Source organism: Streptomyces sp. NBC_00122 (genome assembly GCF_045160845.1).
Taxonomy (GTDB): Bacteria; Actinomycetota; Actinomycetes; order Streptomycetales; family Streptomycetaceae; genus Streptomyces.
The window spans coordinates 5779346-5796870 of the sequence record NZ_CP108191.1 but is presented as its reverse complement, the minus strand read 5'-3'; the positions used below and the strand labels follow the sequence as shown (position 1 = coordinate 5796870).

Below are 17525 nucleotides of genomic sequence, written 5' to 3'. Positions count from 1 at the left end.
TGCTGGGGTGAGGGGTCGGGGTCATACCTGGTTCTCCGACTGGGCGAGGCCGAAGCCCCGTTGGAAGGCGGCCATCAGGCCGGGGTCGTGTACGCGCTGATCGCTGTCGGCGGCCCGCCGCGGGGCGGGCGCGTCGCGCAGCTGGGGGGCGAGGTGTTCCTGGGCCCGCCGCCGGGGCAGCGGTGGCCGCTCGGCCGCCGCGGTCCGGGCCTCTCCGTTCCCGCCCGCGGCGACGGTCCCGGGCCCGGGCTCACCCCACGGCGCGGCCGCCGCCGGAGCCGGGGCTCCGTCCCCGGCCCGGGGCGCGGGCAGCGGCATCGCCGCCGCTTCTGCGACGGCGCCCCTGGCCCGGCGCACGGGCAGCGGCACGGGCGCGGTCCCCGCTGCGGCCGGAGCCGAGGACGCCCGCGCCGGCACGTCCCCGAGCTGCATCCCGACCCCAGGCTCCGGCTCCGCCGTGGACGTGCGCGCCGACGCGGCTGCGGCCGCGCGCCCGAGCCGCGGGTCCGCCACGGCCCCGGACTGCCACTCAGGCACACCACCGGCCCGAATCCGGGCCCCGGGCTCCGGCGCGGGCGTGCCCCCGGGCTGCATCCCGATCGCAGGCGCGGGCCCGGACAGGAATCCGGGCCCGCGCCCGGGGGGCGTCCCCGGCCGCAACCCACTCCCGGCCTCCGGCCGGGGCACGGACGTGGCCGGAGCCGTGGACGTGTGCGCCGACGCGGCTGCGGCCGCGCGCCCGAGCCGCGGGTCCGCCACGGCCCCGGGCGTGGGCCCGGGGGCAGTCCCCGGCCGCTGCCCGGACCCGGTCTCCGGCCCGGCCGCAGGCCCTGCCACGGACGTGGCCGGGGCAGAGGATGCGTGTGGGGGCCGGCCCACGGGCGGCGTTGCCGCAGCCGTGGACGCGTGCGGGAGCCGGGCCCCGGCCACGGCCCCGCGCAGCGGCTCTGGCCCGGACCCGGACCCGGACGGCACCCCGGCCCCGGGCTCCGGCACGGACCCGGACCGCGCCCCGGCCCCGGGCTCCGGCACAGACCCGGACCGCGTCCCGGCGCCGGGCTCCCGCCCGGAACCGGCCTCCGCCGCGGCTGCCGGAACAGGCATCGGCCCGTTCGCACCGCCGGCTCCCGGCGCGGCCGCGCCCCAGGCCTCGGCCCCGCTCTGCGCACCGCGCCCCGGCAGGGGCTCCGGGGCCGGGCGTGGCGGGGTCACCCGTACCGGCTCCAGCGGCGGCACCGCCGCCGACTCCCCGGTCCCCCACGAGGTGGCCCGGGAGCCGCCCGCCGCGTCTGCGGCGCTCGGTGCCTCCGCGCCCAGCAGCTCCTGCGGCAGCACCAGCACGGCGAGCACGCCGCCGTAGATGTTGGACTTGAGCTCGACGGCGATCCCGTGCCGACGGGCCAGCACGGAGACCACGAACAGGCCGATCCGCCCGTCGGCGAGAAGGTGCCGGACGCTGATCTGGTCGGGGTCGCCGAGCAGGGCGTTCATCCGGTGCTGTTCCTCGCCCGGCATGCCCAGCCCGCGGTCCTCCACCTCGACCGCGATCCCGGCGGTGACCCGTTCGGCGCGCAGCACCACATCGGTGTCCGGCGCGGAGAACACCGTGGCGTTCTCCACCAGTTCGGCCAGCAGGTGCACCACGTCCGCCACGGCGTGGCCGCGTACGCTGCCGCCCGCCGGGGGCACGACCTTGACGCGGGTGTACTGCTCGACCTCCGCCACGGAGGAGCGCAGCACCTCGCTCAGGTCGATGGGCCGGGTCCACTGGCGGCGGGACGCGGCGCCGCCGAGCACTGCGAGGTTCTCGGCGTGGCGGCGGATGCGGGTGGCGAGGTGGTCGACGTGGAAGAGCTCCTTGAGCAGGTCGGGATCCTCGACCGTGTCCTCCAGGCCGTCCAGCAGCGAGATCTCGCGGTGGACGAGGGATTGCAGCCGACGCGCGAGGTTGACGAAGACCTCGACCTTGCGCTCGCTGTCGGACGGCGCGGCCGGGCCGGCCAGCCGTACGAGGGTCGTGTGGGCCTGTTCGCGGGCGCCGCGCAGCTCCTGGGCGAGCAGCCAGAACTCGTCCACGCCGGCCGGGTCGGCGCCGAGCGGTGGTCCGGTCGGCCCGCCACGCACGGGGCGGGGCGGGGTCTCGCCCCGCTCCAGCCGGTCGGCTGCCGTCCGCAGCTCCTGGCGGCCGCGCACGCTGGAGCGGCGCAGCGACTCACACCGGTCCCGGACGGCCTTGGCCGCGCGCTGGGCCCCGAGCAGGGCGGCGGCCAGGGCTCCCAGGACGAGGAGGGCGCAGCCGGTGAGCACCGGCCAGAGCCGGGCGTCCCGCTCGCCGGCTCCCCCGCCGAGCTGGAGCGTGAAGATGACCGCTGCGGTGCCGCTGAGCCCGGCGGCGAGCGTGGGCAGCACGGCAGCGCGGACCAGCTGAGGCCGTATCTGCCGGCCCGGACCGGTGGCGGCGTGTCTCGACGGGGCGTGGCGGGCGGCGCGGAGTCCGGACATCGGCGTCCTCGGTACGTGGGGCCCGGCCCCCAGCGGTCCCGGGGCCGGGTGTTGATCACCGGATACCCACGCTAGACCGCACCGTCCCGCGCCGGACGGCCAGTTGGGGAAGTTCGCGGGGGTGCTTCCCGCTCCCGGTGGAGCGCTCGTACAGCCGCCCGAATCCGCCGGGCCGCCTCGGTCGAGGACCGGCGACGGCCCGCGCCGGGCGGCCCCGGCCCCGCCTGGGACGGGGCCGCCCGGCGGCGAGCCGCGGGCCGTCAGGACCCGACGGCCTCGGGCTCCTCGTGGATCACGGCCTGCGGCCGCCCGGTCGTGATCGGACGCGGGGTCCCGGCCGGGGCGGCCGCGGCGCCCGTCACGAACGGCCGCCACCAGGGCTCCGCCGGGGCATCGGCCGAGCCCGGTTCGAACGGCTGGCCCGGGATCGGCAGGGCGATCGCCGATCCGGTGTCCTCGGCCGCGGCCACGGTGCCCTCGCCCGGCTCGTCCCACGGGTGGAGGGCCAGGTTGAAGGTGCCCCAGTGGATCGGCAGCATCGTGCCGTGCGGGGCGCCGCCCTGCAGGTCGAGGTGGGCGCGCATGCCCTCCTCGGGCGTCATGTGGATGTCGGGCCAGTACTCCGAGTAGGCCCCGATCTGGATCATCGTGGCGTCGAACGGCCCGTGCTCGGCCCCGATCTCCTTGAAGCCGGGGAAGTAGCCGGTGTCCCCGCTGTGGTAGATGCGGTGCTCGTCGCCCGCGACGACCCAGGAGGCCCACAGGGTGTTCTGCTGGTTGCGCAGCCCGCGTCCGCAGAAGTGCCGGGCGGGGGTCGCCGTCAGCGAGAGCCCGGCGACCTCCGTGTTCTCGTTCCAGTCCAGCTCACGCAGCCGGTCGGCCGGTACGCCCCAGCGCTCCAGGTGCGCGCCAACGCCCAGCGGGACGGCGAAGACCGTGTCGGTACCGGCCAGCGCCTTGATCGTCGGCAGGTCGAGGTGGTCGTAGTGGTCGTGCGAGATGACCACCACGTCGGCCGTCCCCAGCGAGGCCAGCGGCACCGGCACGGGGTGCAGCCGCTTGGGGCCGGCGAAGGGGAAAGGGGAGCACCGCTCGCCCCACACCGGGTCGAAGAGCACCCGCCGGCCGTCGATCTCGGCGAGCACGCTGGAATGTCCCATCCAGGTGAGCCGCAGTCCGCTCACGGGCGGCTTCGCCAGCTCCGCGAGGGTCGTCGGGTACACGGGGATCGGCGCGCCGGGATTGCGCCGGAGCCGCTGCTCCTTGTGGAAGTAGATCTTGGCGAACTCCGCCATCGACCCCGAAGGCCTGGTCCGGGCCCCGACCGGATTCTGGAAGACGCCGTCGGCGAAGTTCGGCGAGCGGCGGATCCGCTCCAGCCGGGCGCCGGACGGGTCCGCGCCGAAGGCTTCGGGCCGCAGGGCGCGAAGCCGTGGACGCAGGGGACGGGAGCCGGTCAAAGCGCCTCCTGGGAGGGTGGGGTCAGGACGGTCGTCGTTCTACGACCATCCCAACGCACACGTGCCCCGAAGGATTCCGCTTGCGGACCCCGTCCACGCCGCCGGCCGCCTCCTACAAAGGAAGCAGGTCGGGCCGCTTCGCCTCCACGTGGTCCCCGGAGGACTCCCCGCGCAGCCGTCGGCCGATCCACGGCGCCAGGTGCTCGCGCGCCCACTGGATGTTGTCCCGGGTCACGTCCACCGAGCCGCGCGGCCGCTCCGGCGGCCACGGCTGGTCGGGGTCGGCGGGCACCTCCAGCCCCAGCACCTGGGCGGCGCGCAGCGCGACCCGCGTGTGCCCCTCGGGCGACAGGTGCAGCCGGTCGGCGTCCCAAGCCCGCCGGTCCTGTACGGATTTCAGCGACCAGAGGTCGAGCACCGGGCAGTCGTAGCGGTCGGCGATCGCGCGGACGTGCGCGCTGTACGTCGCCACCTTGCCCCTCAGGTGCTTGAGGACCGGCACGCCCCGGGTGTCGAAGCCGGTGGTGATCATGACGTGGCCGACGGCCCCGGTGAGGTCGGCGACGGCCGCCTCGAACCGCTCCGCCACGTCGTCGGGGTCGCTGCCCGGCCGGATGATGTCGTTGCCGCCCGCGCAGAAGGTCACGAGGTCGGGCGCGAGCTCCTTGGCCCGCGGGACCTGTTCCGCCACGATCTGGTCGAGGAGCCGGCCGCGCACGGCCAGGTTCGCGTACCGGAAGTCGTGCTCGTCACGCCGGTCGGCCAGGAGCACGGCGAGCCGGTCCGCCCAGCCGAGAAAAGAATCCCCGGGTCCCGGGTCCCCCACGCCCTCGGTGAAGCTGTCCCCGATCGCCGCGTACGAGCCGATGGTCTTGAGTGTCGTCGTCGTCGCTGCCACGAGACGACATCCTTCACTCCCGTACACGACCTACGCCAACGTAAGCAGGGGTTGACGGACCGTGATCTTTACCACGCGGGGGATAAGGAATAGGTACACGTGAGGCCGGGACCCCCCTCGGGCCCCGGCCTCACGCACGCCGGTGTTGCGACGGCGGGTGCCGTCAGATGCTCACGCCCTTCGAGCGGAGGTAGGCGAGCGGGTCGATGTCCGAGCCGTAGGACGGGCCCGTGCGGATCTCGAAGTGGAGGTGCGGGCCGGTCGAGTTGCCGGTGGAGCCGGAGAGGCCGATGCTCTGGCCGCCGGTGACGCTCTGACCCGCCGAGACGGACAGCACGGAGAGGTGTCCGTACTGCGAGTAGGTGCCGTCCGCGTGCTGGATGATGACCTCGTTGCCGTACGCGCCGGCCCAGCCGGCCGAGATCACGGTGCCCGCGCCGACGGCCTTGACGGTGGTGCCGGAGCTGGCGATGAAGTCGACGCCGGTGTGGTAGCCGGAGGACCACATGCTGCCCGCGACCTTGTACTGGGTGGAGATCCCGCCGCTCACCGGGGCCACGAAGCCGGAGGCCGACTGCTGCGCGGCCGGCGCCTCGGCGGCGGATTCCCGCTGCGCCGGGGCGGCCTTCTGGGCGGGCTTCGGAGCCTGCTTCGGAGCCCGCTTCGGAGCCTGCTTCGGAGCGGGCTTCGCAGCTGCCCTGGGAGCCGGGTCCTGGGCCGGGGCGGCGGGGGCGGACTCGGCCGCGGCCGCCGCGCCGAGGGTCAGCTTCAGGCCCGGGTGGATGAGGGAGGGGTTGGTGCCGACGGCCTCGCGGTTGTCGGCGTACAGCTGATACCAGCCACCGGAGAGGTGACGCTCCGCGGCGATCTTGGAGAGGTAGTCGCCGGGCACGACCGTGTAGACGGTCGGCGCGGTCTCCACGGCGGCGGTCGGGGCGGCCTGGAGCGAGAGGGGAACCTGCGGCGCCACGGCGGGGGCCGCGGCCGGCGCGGCGGCCGGGGCGCCGGCCGCCTGGGCGCCGGCGGCCCCCAGCAGGGGCAGCGCGAGCGCCGCACCGCCGGTGCCCGCGACAGCGAGGCCGCGGAACATGGAACGGGACTTGGGACGGCGGTGCTTACCCTTTGCGGACATGGCGAATTCCTCTCCGTCGCCTGCGAGGTGAGCTGTCGGGTTCGGACTGGAGATGTCCGGCTGTCCATGAACGGAACATGAACGACTTCACCCCGAGCAGTCCCGGAAAAGATCCGGAACAGCGGCTTACCTGGTTCCCCCGCTCCTGCCGCGCGCGTGAATAGTCGAGTGCGGTTTCCCGGGCGGCGGCAGGATTCGGCGGTCCACCCGGATCGATCGCGAAGGTAATCCCATAAGGCCGTACGCAACAAGCCGTGAATTCCCTGACGCAATAACAGGGATGAGGGACCGACGGAATTCCGGTCACCCTGCGTCCATTCCCCGCCGCCAACGACCCCTCCGGCCGGGCCCTTCGGCTTTCGCGATCAGGCACGCACGGTCACCGTATGATCTGGCTCACGGGGCCGCGTCCGATCTCGCCGCTGTTTATGGCAAGTTGGCGCCAAGTACCTCAATTAGGACAGATGGCCCACTACGAAGCGGAGGAGTTCCCGTGACCCAGCAGATACAGGAGCCGGAACTGTCCGGAGTGCGCAATTTCCGCGATGTGGGCGGATTGCCGACTTCCGGCGGGAGAAGGGTCAAGACGGGACGACTGTTCCGAAGTGGACATCTTGCGCATGCCACCGAAACCGACGCAGAGTTCCTCGCCTCGCTCGGCCTCCACACCGTCTTCGACTTCCGCAACAACGCCGACCACGCCCTGGAGGGGCCGGACGTCGAACTGCCCGGCGTACGGAACGTCAACATCCCGCTCTCGGATCCGGCCGACGGCCGGGAGTTCTGGAAGATGGTCCGCGACGGCGACCTCGACCAGCTCCGCTCGATCCTGGGCGACGGGAAGGCCGCCGCCCGGATGGTGAACTCCTACCGCGGGATCATCAAGCACCGCACCGCCGAGCACAGCCGGGTGGTGCACGCCCTCGCCGAGGACAGCGTGCCCGCCCTCCTCCACTGCGCGGCGGGCAAGGACCGGGCGGGCCTGTCGATCGCCGTCACCCTGCTCGCGCTGGGCGTCGAGCGCGAGGCGATCGTGGCGGACTACCTGGAGTCGAACGCTCCGCACCGCCGCTACCGGGTACGCCGCAGCGGCGAGCCGGTCGAGGCCCGCTCCTCCGAGGCGATGGAGCTCCTCGCCCCGCTCTTCGACGCCCGCGCCGAGTACCTGGAGGCGGCCTTCGACACCATCGACGAGCACTGGGGCGGCGTGGACCGCTACCTGGCCGAGGGCCTCGTGCTCACGCCCGAGACCCTCGGCCGGCTGCGGGAGCGGCTGCTCGACTGACGACGGCGGGGCAGGCCGTCACCGGTTCCCGACGGCCTTCCCCCGGCCACCGCCGTGAGAGGCCCCCATCACCAGGGTCCTGGCGAAGTCCCACATCAGCCCCGAGCCTCCGTGCGCCTCGTCCATGACGTCCCGGAAGGCTCCGACGAACCGGTCGACGTCCCGCTCGTCCACGATCAGCGGCGGGATGAGCTTGATCACTTCGAGGTGGTCCCCGGACACCTGCGTGAGGATCCGGTGCTTCTGGAGCAGCGGCACGACGACCATCTGCGCGAAGAGCCCCTTGCGGGCAGCCTGCAGCACGGTCCACCGGCTGCGCAGCCCCAGCGAGGACGGCCGGCCGAACTCGATGCCGATCATCAGCCCACGGCCCCGCACCTCGTGCAGCAGCTCGTACTCGTCCACCAGGGCGGCGAGCCGCCCGCGCAGCAGGTCGCCCATCGCCCGGGCGTTCGCCACGACCTCCTCGTCCTCCATGACCGACAGCACCGCCAGCCCGGCGGCCATCGCCTGCGCGTTGGAGCCGAAGCTCGCGGAGTGTACGAGGACCCGGTCCATGGACGAGAAGACCTTCTTGAAGATCCAGTCCTTGCCCAGGGTGGCGCCGACCGGCACATAGCCGCCCGACAGCGCCTTGGCCACGCACACCAGGTCGGGTTCCACACCCGGCTCGTGCTGGTAGGCGTAGAAGTCCCCGGTACGTCCGAGGCCGGTCTGCACCTCGTCCGCGATCAGCAGCGCCCCCCGCCGGCGCAGCAGCTCCTGCGCGGCGGGCAGGAATCCGGGCGGGGCGGCGAGGACCCCCTTGCCCTGGACCGGCTCGACGACGAAGGCGGCCACGTCGCCCTTCCGGAGCTCCCGCTCCAGGGCGGCCAGGTCCCCCAGCGCGATCTTCGTGTCGGGGAGCAGCGGCGCGAAACCGTCCCGGAAGCCCCCCTCGCCGTTGACCGAGAGCGACCCCGTCGTGAGCCCGTGGAAGGCGTGGTCGCAGTAGAGGATCCTGGGCCGCCCGGTGGCGTACCGGGCGAATTTCAGGGCCGTCTCGACCGCCTCGGTGCCGCTGTTGCCGAAGAAGACCCGGTCCAGGTGCGGACTGTAGGAGAGGAGCTTCTCGGCCAGCAGCCCGGGCAGCGGCTGGCAGTCGAAGCGGGTGAGGTCGGCGAGCTGGGCGTCCAGGACGTCGTGCAGGGCGCGCCGGACCACGGGGTGGTGCCGGCCCAGGCCCATCACCCCGAACCCGGCCAGCATGTCGAGGTAGTCGTTGCCCTCGGCGTCCCAGAAGTGGGCGCCCTCGGCCCGTTCGTAGACCTTGTCGAAGCCGATGGTGTGCAGCATCCGGGGCAGCTGGTGGTTGAGGTGCCGGGCGTGCAGTTCGTACCGCTCGCCGCCGCGCTCTGCCAGCAGGGCGCCGAGGTCGAAGCCCTTGCTCCGGTCACGCTTCCCCGCGCCGCCCGGGCCGTGTCCGCCCGGGCCGTGTCCGCTCCGGCCCGGTTCGCTCCGGCCCTGTCCGCTCCCGCCCTGTCCGACCGCCGTCATGCCGGCTTGTCCCGGTTGCCGCCGATCGTCTCCCTGGCCGCGCGCAGGGACTCCTTGAGGGAGCCCATGGTGGCGAGGACGGCGGTGGGTTCGTAGCCGCAGTGCGCCATGCAGTTCGCGCAGCGCGGGTCCTTTCCGCGGCCGTACTTGCTCCAGTCGGTATCGTCGATCAGTTCCCGGTACGTGGGCACGTAGCCGTCGCTCATCAGATAGCAGGGGCGCTGCCAGCCGAAGAGGGAGTAATTCGGAATGGCCCAGGCCGTGCAGGGGAAATCGGCCTTTCCTTCCAGGAAGTCGAGGAAGAGCGGTGAGTGGTTGAGCCGCCAGCGCCTGCGGTTGCCGCCCGCGAAGGCCTTCCTGAAGAGTTCACGGGTCTGTTCGACGCCGAGGAAGTGCTCCTGGTCGGGGGCCTTTTCGTAGGCATAGGCGGGCGAGATCATCATCTCGTCCACCTGGAGGTCGTCATTGAGGTAGTTGAGAACCTCGATGATCGTCTGCGGGGTGTCCGTGTTGAAGAAAGTGGAGTTGGTGGTCACGCGGAACCCGCGCCTCTTCGCCTCCTTGATGGCCGCGACCGCCTCGTCGAAGACGCCTTCCTTGGCCACCGACTCGTCGTGCCGTTCGCGCAGGCCGTCGATGTGCACGGCGAAGGCGAAATACGGGGACGGGGTGAACTTCTCGATCTTCTTGCGCAGGAGCATGGCGTTGGTGCAGAGGAAGACGTACTTCCGCCTCGCGACCAACTGGCGCACGATCTCGTGGATCTGCGGGTGCATCAAGGGCTCGCCGCCCGCGATGGACACCATGGGCGCGCCGGACTCCAGCACGGCGCCGACCGCCTGGGCCACCGGCATGCGCTGCTTGAGCACCCCGGCCGGGTGCTGGATCTTCCCGCACCCTTCACAGGCCAGGTTGCAGGCGTAGAGCGGTTCCAGCTCGACGATCAGCGGGAACTTCTCACGCTTGCGCAGCTTCTGTTCGAGAAGATACGTCCCGACCCTGATGGTCTGGCGCAGCGGCATGGCCATCTGGCTCACCTCCTGGGGATCAGCAAAGAACGGTGCCATTCGTAAAACGCGGGCAGTACGGCACGCAATACGCGGAAGGCCGATATTCCACCGCGGACGGTGCCGATACGGACGAGCTCATGCTCCGGAGCGTCCACGACCACCCGGACGGCCGCAACCGGACGGCCGCTGCCGCGGGTCGCGGTCCGCAAAGTGGCCGCGGACTCCATGTCGACCGCGATGGCGCCGGTGGCGCGCAGCTGCGCGCGCTCCTGGCCGCGGACGACGTGGTCGGATCCGGTCAGTACGCCGATGTGCACGGCTCGGCGCGGGACGGCCCGGGCCAGTGCCTCGGCGAGCAGGGGGGTACCGGTGCACGGGACGGCCCCGTGCACGTCCCGGGTCTCGTCGGCGAGGACGAGGTCGCCGGGGTTCATGCCGGGGAGCAGCCCGGCGCAGAAACCGGTCGCGAGGACGGCGGCCCGGCCCATCCCGGGCCGGGCCAGTGCCCGGCCCACGGCGCGCTCGGCTGCGCGCGGGCCCATGCCCGTGCGCAGCAGGGCGTACGCCTCGGGCGCGCCGCGGCCCGTACCGCGCAGCGCCGCCTGCTCGATGCGCAGGGCGCAGGCGACCAGCAGCGGGGTGGTCACCGGGTCTCCACGGCCGCGGGTCCGGCGGCGGCGCAGGGTTCGCCGTACAGGTAGCGGCCCAGCGCGGTGAGCGGGAACACCTGCCGGTACAGGTGGTAGTTGATGGAGAAGTCCCAGGGGAAGCCGGTGCCGGTGAAGTGCGGCTCGTCCCAGGAGCCGTCCGCCTGCTGGGTCTCGACCAGGTAGGCGACGCCCCGCTCGACGGCCACGGTGTCCCGCTCGCCGGCCGACAGCAGGGCCATCAGCGCCCACGCGGTCTGCGAGGCGGTGGAGGCTCCCTTCCCCGCCCAGGACCGGTCCTTGTAGGAGCGCTGGTCCTCGCCCCAGCCACCGTCCTCGTTCTGTACGGATTGCAGCCAGCGCACGGCCCGCCGGATCGCGGGATGCCCCGGGGCGAGGCCGGCCGCGGTGAGGGCCGGGACCACCGACCCGGTCCCGTACACGTAGTTGGTGCCCCAGCGGCCGAACCAGGCTCCGTCGGCCTCCTGTTCGGCGAGCAGCCAGGCGATCGCGCGCCGGGTCCGGGCATCGCCCGCCCGGCCCTCGAAGGCGAGCATCTCCACGACGTGGGCGGTGACGTCGGCCGAGGGCGGGTCGATGACCTCGCCGAAGTCGCAGAAGGGCAGCTTGTTCGGGAGGGGGCTGGTGTTGTCGGCGTCGAAGGCGCCCCAGGCGCCGTTCTTCGACTGCATGCCGAGGTTCCAGGACACCCCGCGGGCGATGGCCGCCTCGACCCGGGCCTGGTCGGGGTGTCTGATGCGGCGCAATGCGAGGACGACCTCGGCGGTGTCGTCGATGTCGGGGTAGTTGTCGTTGTGGAACTCGAACGCCCAGCCGCCGGGGGCGAGTCCGGGCCGCCGTACCGCCCAGTCCCCGCTGCGGACGATCTCCTCGCCGAGCATCCAGTCCGCGGCCTTGACCAGCGCCGGGTGGTCGGGGCGCACGCCCGCGTCGGCCAGTGCGATCGCGGCGAGGCAGGTGTCCCAGACCGGGGACTGGCAGGCCTCGATCATCCGGGCGCCGTCCTCGCGCCACACCGCGAACCGGTCCAGGGAGTCCAGTCCGGCGCGCATCACCGGGTGGCCGAGGTCGTAGCCGAGCAGGTGCAGGGCGATGACGGAGTACACGGCGGGTGGCTGGATACCGCCCCAGCAGCCGTCGTTCTCCTGGCGTTCGATGATCCACCCGGCGGCGGCGGCCATCGCCGCCTTGCGCAGTCGGCGCGGGGCGAACCGCCGGTAGACGTGCAGGGCCTTGTCCATCCGCTGGAAGGCGCCGTCCCAACTGGCCAGCGGGGCGGGCCGCCTGGCGGGGTTCGGCACCCGCGCGTCGGCGTGCAGCTCGTCCAGGGCGAAGGGGGCGGGGCGCACGGGGCGCAGCGCGGACACCACGGTGAGCGGGACGATGGTCTGACGGGCCCAGCAGCCGAAGTCGTAGATGTTCAGCGGCACCCAGGCCGGCAGGAACACCAGCTCGGGCGGGAGTTCGGGCAGGTGGTCCCAGTGCCACCAGCCGAAGAGCGCCAGCCAGATCCGGGTGAAGGTGCGGGCGGCGGCGATCCCTCCGTGGGCGCGGATCCAGGCCGACGCGCGGGTCATGTGCGGGGCTTCGGGGGCGTCCCCGGCGAGGCGCAGGGCCACGTACGCCTCGATGGTGGCGGAGAGTTCGGGGGGTCCGCCGTGGAAGGTGGCCCAGGTGCCGTCGTCCCGCTGCTCGCCGCGGATGAAGAGGGCCGCGGCGTGGGTGGTGGCCTCGTCCCGGATCCCGAGAAACTGCCGGAGCAGCAGGTCCTCGGCGTCCATGGTGACGTTGGTCTGGAGGGTTCCCTTCCACCACCCCGCGGGGTCCTGGCGGCTCAGCAGCTGGCGGACCGCCCGCGCGGCGGCGCCGTACGCGGCCTGCCCCCTGCCGTCAGGCGGCTCGGGCAGCTCCACGGCGGCCGGGTCCCCGGTCCGGCCCGGCCAGAGGCCGGGCGGGTCCCCGGTCCGGCCCGGCCAGAGGCCGGCTTCGGTCCTGCTGCCAGCGCCAGCGCTCTCCGCGCTGTCGTCGGTCGTCGCTGTCATGGCTTCCCCTTAGAACAGTGTCCTGTGCTGTGCTGGGGTCTGCCGTCGGCCGGCGCTACGTCACGCCGGCCGGCGACTCGCGAGTCATATCCGCTGCCGGGTGGCGGTCACCGCTTGCGCACGACGACGAAGTCGGCGAGGGCCACGAGCTGGTCGCGTACGCGCTGCGGCATGTCGACGTCGTCCAGGGCCTTGATCGCCACCGCGTGCTGGCGGCGGGCCTCGTCCGCCGTCCACCGGCGGCCGCCGGCCGCCTCGATGAGCGCCGCGCGGGCCGCGAACTCCTCTTCAGAGAAGTTCTCGAAGTCGTTGCTCTTGGCATCGGCGGCGAGCAGCTCGGCGAGCTCCTCGCAGGCCGGTCCGCCTGCCGCGAGGGCGGCGACCACCGGCAGGGACTTCTTGCGCTGGCGCAGGTCGCTCCAGGTCTGCTTGCCGGTGGCCTCCGGGTCGCCCCAGATGCCGAGGAGGTCGTCCACCGCCTGGAAGGCGAGGCCCAGGTGGTACCCGTACTCCTCCAGCTTGTCGGCCGTACGGTCGTCCGCGCCGCCGAGCACGGCGCCGATGGAGACCGCGCAGGCGAGCAGGGCGCCCGTCTTGTTGCCCTCCATCTCCAGGCACTCCTCGACGCTGACGCGCTCGCGGTGCTCGTAGGAGATGTCCTGCGCCTGGCCGTCGATGAGCTTGCGGGACGCGGTGGTCAGCCGGCGAGCCGCGCGGCCCGCCTCGACGGTGCCGAGCTCCAGCAGCACCTCGTTGGCGAGGGCGAACAGCGCGTCGCCGACCAGGATCGCCTGGGCGGGGCCGTGCACCTTCCACACCGTGTCGCGGTGGCGGCGCTGCTCGTCGCCGTCCATCAGGTCGTCGTGCAGCAGCGAGAAGTTGTGCACGAGCTCGACGGCGACGGCGCCCGGGATGCCGAGCTCGGCAGGGGCGCCCGCCGCTTCGGCGGAGAGCAGCGCGAGCGCGGGGCGCACGGCCTTGCCGCCGTCGCCGTCCGCCGGGTTGCCCTGGGCGTCGATCCAGCCGAAGTGGTAGGCGGCAACGGTGTCCATGGGCGCCGCGAGCCGGTCGACGGCGGCGCGGAGCGCGGGAGTCGACAGCGTGCGGCCTCGTTCCAGGAGGGCGATCGTGTCCGCCTTCTCCGTACTCCCTCCGGCCGTGCCCACACTGGCATCCGTGTTCTCGACAGCCGGATTCCCCGGGTTCACTGGCTCTCCTCTGGTTCCTGTACGTGCTGTGCCGGTAGTGCTGGTGATGGTCATGCCGCCTCCTGCAGAGGGTGTTCGCGGGGGCGGCCGAGTGCGGCGAGTGCGGCGTGTGCCGCGCTCAGTCCGCTCCGGACGGCGCTCTCCATGGTCGCGGGCCAGCCGGTGGCAGTCCACGCACCGGCCAGATAAAGCCCCGGCGTGTCGGTCCGCGCCCCGGGGCGCAGCCGGCCGACGCCGGGTGTGGGGGCGAAGGTGGCCGTCCGCTCCCGGGTGACGAAGAAGTCCCGCACCTTGGCGCCGCGCGCGGCGGGCAGCAGCCGCTCCAGCTCGGGCAGGTACTTGGCGCGCAGCACCGAGACGGGCTCGTCGATGTCGTCCTGGGCGACGGACTGGGACAGCGCGAGGTACTGGCCGCCGTCGGGGAGCCCGGAGGCGTCGGTGCGGTCGAAGACCCACTGCACGGGGGAGCCGAGCGCCGCGAAGAACGGCGCCTTGAGCACCTTGCGGTCGTAGACGACGTGGACGTTGAGGATCGGCGCGGTGCCGATGTCGAGGAGCTTGTCGGGGTCGGCCAGCGCCCCGGGCGGGAGCAGCCCGTGGGCCTCGCGCTGGGGGACGGCGAGGACGACGGTGCCCGCGTCGAGGGGCTCCTCCTCGGTGTCGACCCGCCAGTTCCCTTCGGGCGTGCGGGAGACGCAGGTGGCCCGGGTGCGCAGTTCGGTCCGTACGCCGGCCGCGTCGAGCGCCTTGCGGGCGAGCGTGTCGTGCAGGTCGCCGAGCGGTACGCGGGCCCAGCCGATGTCGGCCGCGCCGTTCTCGGAGAGCAGGCCGGTCTTGAAGACCATCGCGGCCAGGCCCAGTGAGGACTGATCGGCGGTGGCGTTGAGGGTGGCGATGCCGACGAGGTCCCACAGGGCTTCGACGGTCCGGGCGGACTGGCCGTAGCGGCCGAGCCAGGTCGCGAAGTCCAGGCCGTCCAGCGCCGGGTCGGCGGGGTCGAGGCGGCGCAGCGCGAGGGCGGCGCGGCCGACGCTCGCGCGCTCGGCGAGGGACAGGTGCGGGTAGCGGGCCAGGGAGGCGGCCAGGTGCAGGGGCACGGGCAGGGCGCTGCGGCGCAGCCGCCCGAGGCGCGGGCCGCGGGGGTGGGCGACGTCGAGGACGGGTACGTCGAGCCGGTCCTGGACGGGGGCGAGGTGCGCGCCGTCGACGCGGTCGAGGAACCACCGGTAGGCGGTGCAGCAGCGCAGGTAGACGTGCTGGCCGTTGTCGACGGTGAGTTCGCCGCGCTTGAAGGAGAAGGCGAGCCCGCCGAGCCGCGGGCGGCCCTCCAGCAGGGTCACCTTGAGCCCGGCGTCGGCGAGTTCGAGGGCGGCGGTCACCCCGGCGAGTCCCCCGCCGATGACGACGGCGCGCTGCTCCGTGCGGTGGTCGCTGCCGCTCATGAGCCCTCCCCGGTGGTGCGGTCGCCCGTCGGCCCGGACTGCCGGTCCCGCGCGGGGGCGGAGCCCGCCGGGAGAGACGCGGCCAGGGGCCGGCCGGTTGCCCGCAGGACGGCGGGCGCGGCCGGGCGGCGGAGCTGGAGCACGGCGAAGGCCGACGGGGCGGCCGGGGTCGGGGGCATCAGGCCCGCCTCCGGGTGCTCTGGCGGGAGATCGTCCGCGCGTCGAGGCCCGAGAGGCCGCGCACGGCGACGTACGCCTTCTCGTGGGTCGGCAGCGAGACCCGCCCCCGCAGTACCGCCTCCGGCTCCCGCTCGATGCGGTCGAGGAGGCGCCGGTAGATGCCGGCCATGGCGGCCACGCAGGCGCCACTGCGGCGGTCCAGCATGGGCAGCAGCCGGTAGCCCTCAGCGAACAGGGCCCGGGCGCGGCGGACTTCGTGGTGGACGAGCCCGGCGAAGTCGGATCCCGCGGGCGCCCGGTCGCCGTGGAAGCCTTCCGAGCAGCCGAACTTGGCGAGGTCCTCGGCTGGCAGGTAGGTGCGCCCGTTGGTTGCGTCCTCGCGAACGTCCCTGAGGATGTTGGTGAGTTGCAGGGCGAGTCCGAGCGTGTCGGCGTAGTCCGCGGCGCGGGCGGAGTCGGGCGCGCCCGGCGCCGCGCCGAACACGCCGAGCGAGAGCCGCCCGATGGCTCCGGCCACGCAGCGGCAGTATGCCTTGAGGTCGTCCCAGGTCTCGTACGTCTCGCCGCGCACGTCCATCAGGACGCCGTCGATGAGTTCGTCGAGGCCGCCGAGCGGGATCGGGAACCGGTGCGCGGCGTGCGCGAGGGCGACGGCGACCGGGTCGGTGTCGTCCTCGTCGATCTCCTCGGCGCGGATCCGGCCGAGGAGGGCGCGGGTCTCCTCCAGCCGGGCCAGTTTCGCGGCGGGCGCCAGCGTGCCGTCGCCGATGTCGTCGACGCGCCGGGAGAAGGCGTACAGCGCGGACATCGCCTGCCGCTTGTCGGTGGGCAGCAGCCGGATGCCGTACGCGAAGTTGCGCGCCTGCGATCCGGTGACGGCTTCGCAGTAGCTGTAGGCCGCCAGGACCTGAGCGGACGCGTGTGTGGGGCCCTCCACGGTGGGGCTCACCCCTTTCTCGGCGCAGTGCGCAGAACGGCGACCACCTCGCGGAGCAGGCCGCTCCGGGTGGGCTTGGGCGGGCCGGGTGCCACGTCGAAACCGGCGGCCGTGATCGCGTTCAGGGCGGCGCGCCCTCCCCCCACGAAGCCCGCGAGCAGCAGCCGGAGTCTGCCGTGCACGCTACCCACGAGCGGGGTGCCTTCATTCAGGAGCTCGCGTGCGCGTTCAGTTTCGAATGCGACCAGGGAGCGTACGGACGCGCCGGCGCTCGGCGCCTTGAGGTCGGCCTCGCTGACACGGAAGCGCCGCATGTCCTCGGCGGGAAGGTAGATCCGGTTCCGGCCGAGGTCCTCGGTGACGTCCTGGAGGTGTTCGGCGATCTGCAGGGCGGTGCAGACGGCGTCGGAGCGGCGGACCCGCTCGGGGGTGCTGGTGCCGGTGAGGGACAGCACGAGGCGCCCCACGGGGTTGGCGGAGAGCTCGCAGTACGCGAGCAGGTCTCCGTACGTCTCGTACCGCGCGACCCGCTGGTCCTGGCGGTTGGCCTCGATGAGCCCGAGGAAGGGCTCCGGGGTGAGGCCGTGGGCGCGGACGACGGGCTGGAGGGCCAGGATCAGCGGGTGGCGCGGCGGGCCGTCGTGGCCGCCGAACACGCGCCGCAGGTCGGCCTCGACGGCGTCGAGCATGGCGAGCGGGTCGTCGGCGGCGGCGGGGTCGAGGCCCAGCAGCACGGCGTCGAGTCCGCCGGGGGCCAGGTCGCCGTCGCCGATGTCGTCGACGAGGCGGGCGTACCCGTAGACCGCCATCAGGCCGTCCCGCCAGGCGCGGGGCAGGAATGCGGGGGCGACGGGAAAGTTCTCCGCCGCGGCCTTGCCGAGGGTGGCGCGCGCGTGGACGGTGTCGGACAGGGGGCGGATGCCGTCCCCCGGGGTCACCGCCCGCCGCCTGGGGCGGGGACGGCCGTAGTGCCTGGGGGCCGGAGAATTCCCGTAGCCATTGCCGTCACATCTCCCGTTCTACACTGCCGACCCAATACATCCTATTTCGGACACGCCGCCTGGGTTTTACCCGGGCCGCCCAGGCCGTTCACCTGCGGGGAATCGTCCCCTCTTGCCGCGATTCAGGACTGCTTCAGCTTACGCTGTACAACGCCGCCGGGGCCGCTCGGGTATTCGTAGTGCCACTGAATGTCGCCGGGGAAATGCCGGGACATGCCGAGGCC

14 protein-coding genes and 1 riboswitch are annotated in these 17525 nt (G+C 73.4%); of the genes, 1 reads left to right on the top strand and 13 read right to left on the bottom strand.

The genetic code is table 11. The features are described 5' to 3' along the window. Positions 1-21: 21 nt before the first annotated feature. The 4 genes from OG737_RS26750 to OG737_RS26735 form a co-directional block, all read right to left on the bottom strand. Positions 22-2502, bottom strand: coding sequence for an ATP-binding protein (locus OG737_RS26750; protein ID WP_405677533.1), 2481 nt, complete (start codon positions 2500-2502; stop codon positions 22-24). Between the two features lie 260 nt (positions 2503-2762). Beyond that, positions 2763-3962 carry an MBL fold metallo-hydrolase gene (locus tag OG737_RS26745; RefSeq protein ID WP_405677535.1) on the bottom strand — a complete coding sequence of 400 codons (1200 nt, stop codon included), beginning with the start codon at positions 3960-3962 and terminating at the stop codon, positions 2763-2765. Positions 3963-4074: 112 nt separating this feature from the next. Continuing rightward, positions 4075-4860 (bottom strand): SGNH/GDSL hydrolase family protein, encoded by a 786-nt coding sequence (locus OG737_RS26740; RefSeq protein ID WP_328928749.1) that lies wholly within the window; start codon positions 4858-4860, stop codon positions 4075-4077. 163 nt (positions 4861-5023) lie between these two features. After that, positions 5024-5992: a peptidoglycan DD-metalloendopeptidase family protein gene (locus tag OG737_RS26735; RefSeq protein WP_405677537.1), complete on the bottom strand. Its 969-nt coding sequence runs from the start codon at positions 5990-5992 to the stop codon at positions 5024-5026. Positions 5993-5996: 4 nt separating this feature from the next. Then, positions 5997-6169: riboswitch (cyclic di-AMP (ydaO/yuaA leader) on the bottom strand. 316 nt (positions 6170-6485) lie between these two features. Between OG737_RS26735 and OG737_RS26730 the strand changes: the two genes are divergently transcribed. Continuing rightward, positions 6486-7277, top strand: a complete 792-nt coding sequence (locus OG737_RS26730; RefSeq protein ID WP_405922078.1) for a tyrosine-protein phosphatase — start codon at positions 6486-6488, stop codon at positions 7275-7277. 18 nt (positions 7278-7295) lie between these two features. Here OG737_RS26730 and OG737_RS26725 read toward each other — a convergent pair whose 3' ends face one another. From OG737_RS26725 to hpnC, 9 genes are all read right to left on the bottom strand, one after another. Beyond that, positions 7296-8813 (bottom strand): aspartate aminotransferase family protein, encoded by a 1518-nt coding sequence (locus OG737_RS26725; RefSeq protein WP_405922077.1) that lies wholly within the window; start codon positions 8811-8813, stop codon positions 7296-7298. Then, positions 8810-9841: an adenosyl-hopene transferase HpnH gene (gene hpnH / locus OG737_RS26720; protein WP_328928745.1), complete on the bottom strand. Its 1032-nt coding sequence runs from the start codon at positions 9839-9841 to the stop codon at positions 8810-8812. Before hpnH ends, OG737_RS26725 begins: the two co-directional genes overlap by 4 nt. A 5-nt stretch (positions 9842-9846) precedes the next feature. Then, positions 9847-10470 carry a 1-hydroxy-2-methyl-2-butenyl 4-diphosphate reductase gene (locus tag OG737_RS26715; protein ID WP_328928744.1) on the bottom strand — a complete coding sequence of 208 codons (624 nt, stop codon included), beginning with the start codon at positions 10468-10470 and terminating at the stop codon, positions 9847-9849. Further along, complete coding sequence (gene shc, locus OG737_RS26710) at positions 10467-12533, bottom strand: squalene--hopene cyclase (protein WP_328928743.1); 2067 nt, start codon at positions 12531-12533, stop codon at positions 10467-10469. The genes OG737_RS26715 and shc overlap by 4 nt, the downstream gene beginning before the upstream one ends. Before the next feature lie 107 nt (positions 12534-12640). Further along, positions 12641-13741 carry a polyprenyl synthetase family protein gene (locus OG737_RS26705; RefSeq protein WP_405677541.1) on the bottom strand — a complete coding sequence of 367 codons (1101 nt, stop codon included), beginning with the start codon at positions 13739-13741 and terminating at the stop codon, positions 12641-12643. 50 nt (positions 13742-13791) lie between these two features. Continuing rightward, a complete protein-coding gene (gene hpnE / locus OG737_RS26700) occupies positions 13792-15183 on the bottom strand; it encodes a hydroxysqualene dehydroxylase HpnE (RefSeq protein WP_328928741.1) in 1392 nt (463 codons plus the stop codon). Then, positions 15180-15362 (bottom strand): hypothetical protein, encoded by a 183-nt coding sequence (locus tag OG737_RS26695; RefSeq protein ID WP_405677544.1) that lies wholly within the window; start codon positions 15360-15362, stop codon positions 15180-15182. The genes hpnE and OG737_RS26695 overlap by 4 nt, the downstream gene beginning before the upstream one ends. Further along, positions 15362-16312 carry a presqualene diphosphate synthase HpnD gene (gene hpnD / locus OG737_RS26690; protein ID WP_405922076.1) on the bottom strand — a complete coding sequence of 317 codons (951 nt, stop codon included), beginning with the start codon at positions 16310-16312 and terminating at the stop codon, positions 15362-15364. The genes OG737_RS26695 and hpnD overlap by 1 nt, the downstream gene beginning before the upstream one ends. After that, positions 16309-17238 (bottom strand): squalene synthase HpnC, encoded by a 930-nt coding sequence (gene hpnC / locus OG737_RS26685; protein ID WP_328928738.1) that lies wholly within the window; start codon positions 17236-17238, stop codon positions 16309-16311. Before hpnC ends, hpnD begins: the two co-directional genes overlap by 4 nt. Positions 17239-17525: the final 287 nt, after the last annotated feature.

What these genes read in the sequence shown, in the direction of transcription:
- OG737_RS26725 (WP_405922077.1), bottom strand. Translation starts at nt 8,813, where the DNA reads ATGACGGCGGTCGGACAGGGCGGGAGCGGACAGGGCCGGAGCGAACCG.
- OG737_RS26695 (WP_405677544.1), bottom strand. Translation starts at nt 15,362, where the DNA reads ATGCCCCCGACCCCGGCCGCCCCGTCGGCCTTCGCCGTGCTCCAGCTC.
- hpnH (WP_328928745.1), bottom strand. Translation starts at nt 9,841, where the DNA reads ATGGCCATGCCGCTGCGCCAGACCATCAGGGTCGGGACGTATCTTCTC.
- OG737_RS26750 (WP_405677533.1), bottom strand. Translation starts at nt 2,502, where the DNA reads ATGTCCGGACTCCGCGCCGCCCGCCACGCCCCGTCGAGACACGCCGCC.
- shc (WP_328928743.1), bottom strand. Translation starts at nt 12,533, where the DNA reads ATGACAGCGACGACCGACGACAGCGCGGAGAGCGCTGGCGCTGGCAGC.
- OG737_RS26735 (WP_405677537.1), bottom strand. Translation starts at nt 5,992, where the DNA reads ATGTCCGCAAAGGGTAAGCACCGCCGTCCCAAGTCCCGTTCCATGTTC.
- hpnE (WP_328928741.1), bottom strand. Translation starts at nt 15,183, where the DNA reads ATGAGCGGCAGCGACCACCGCACGGAGCAGCGCGCCGTCGTCATCGGC.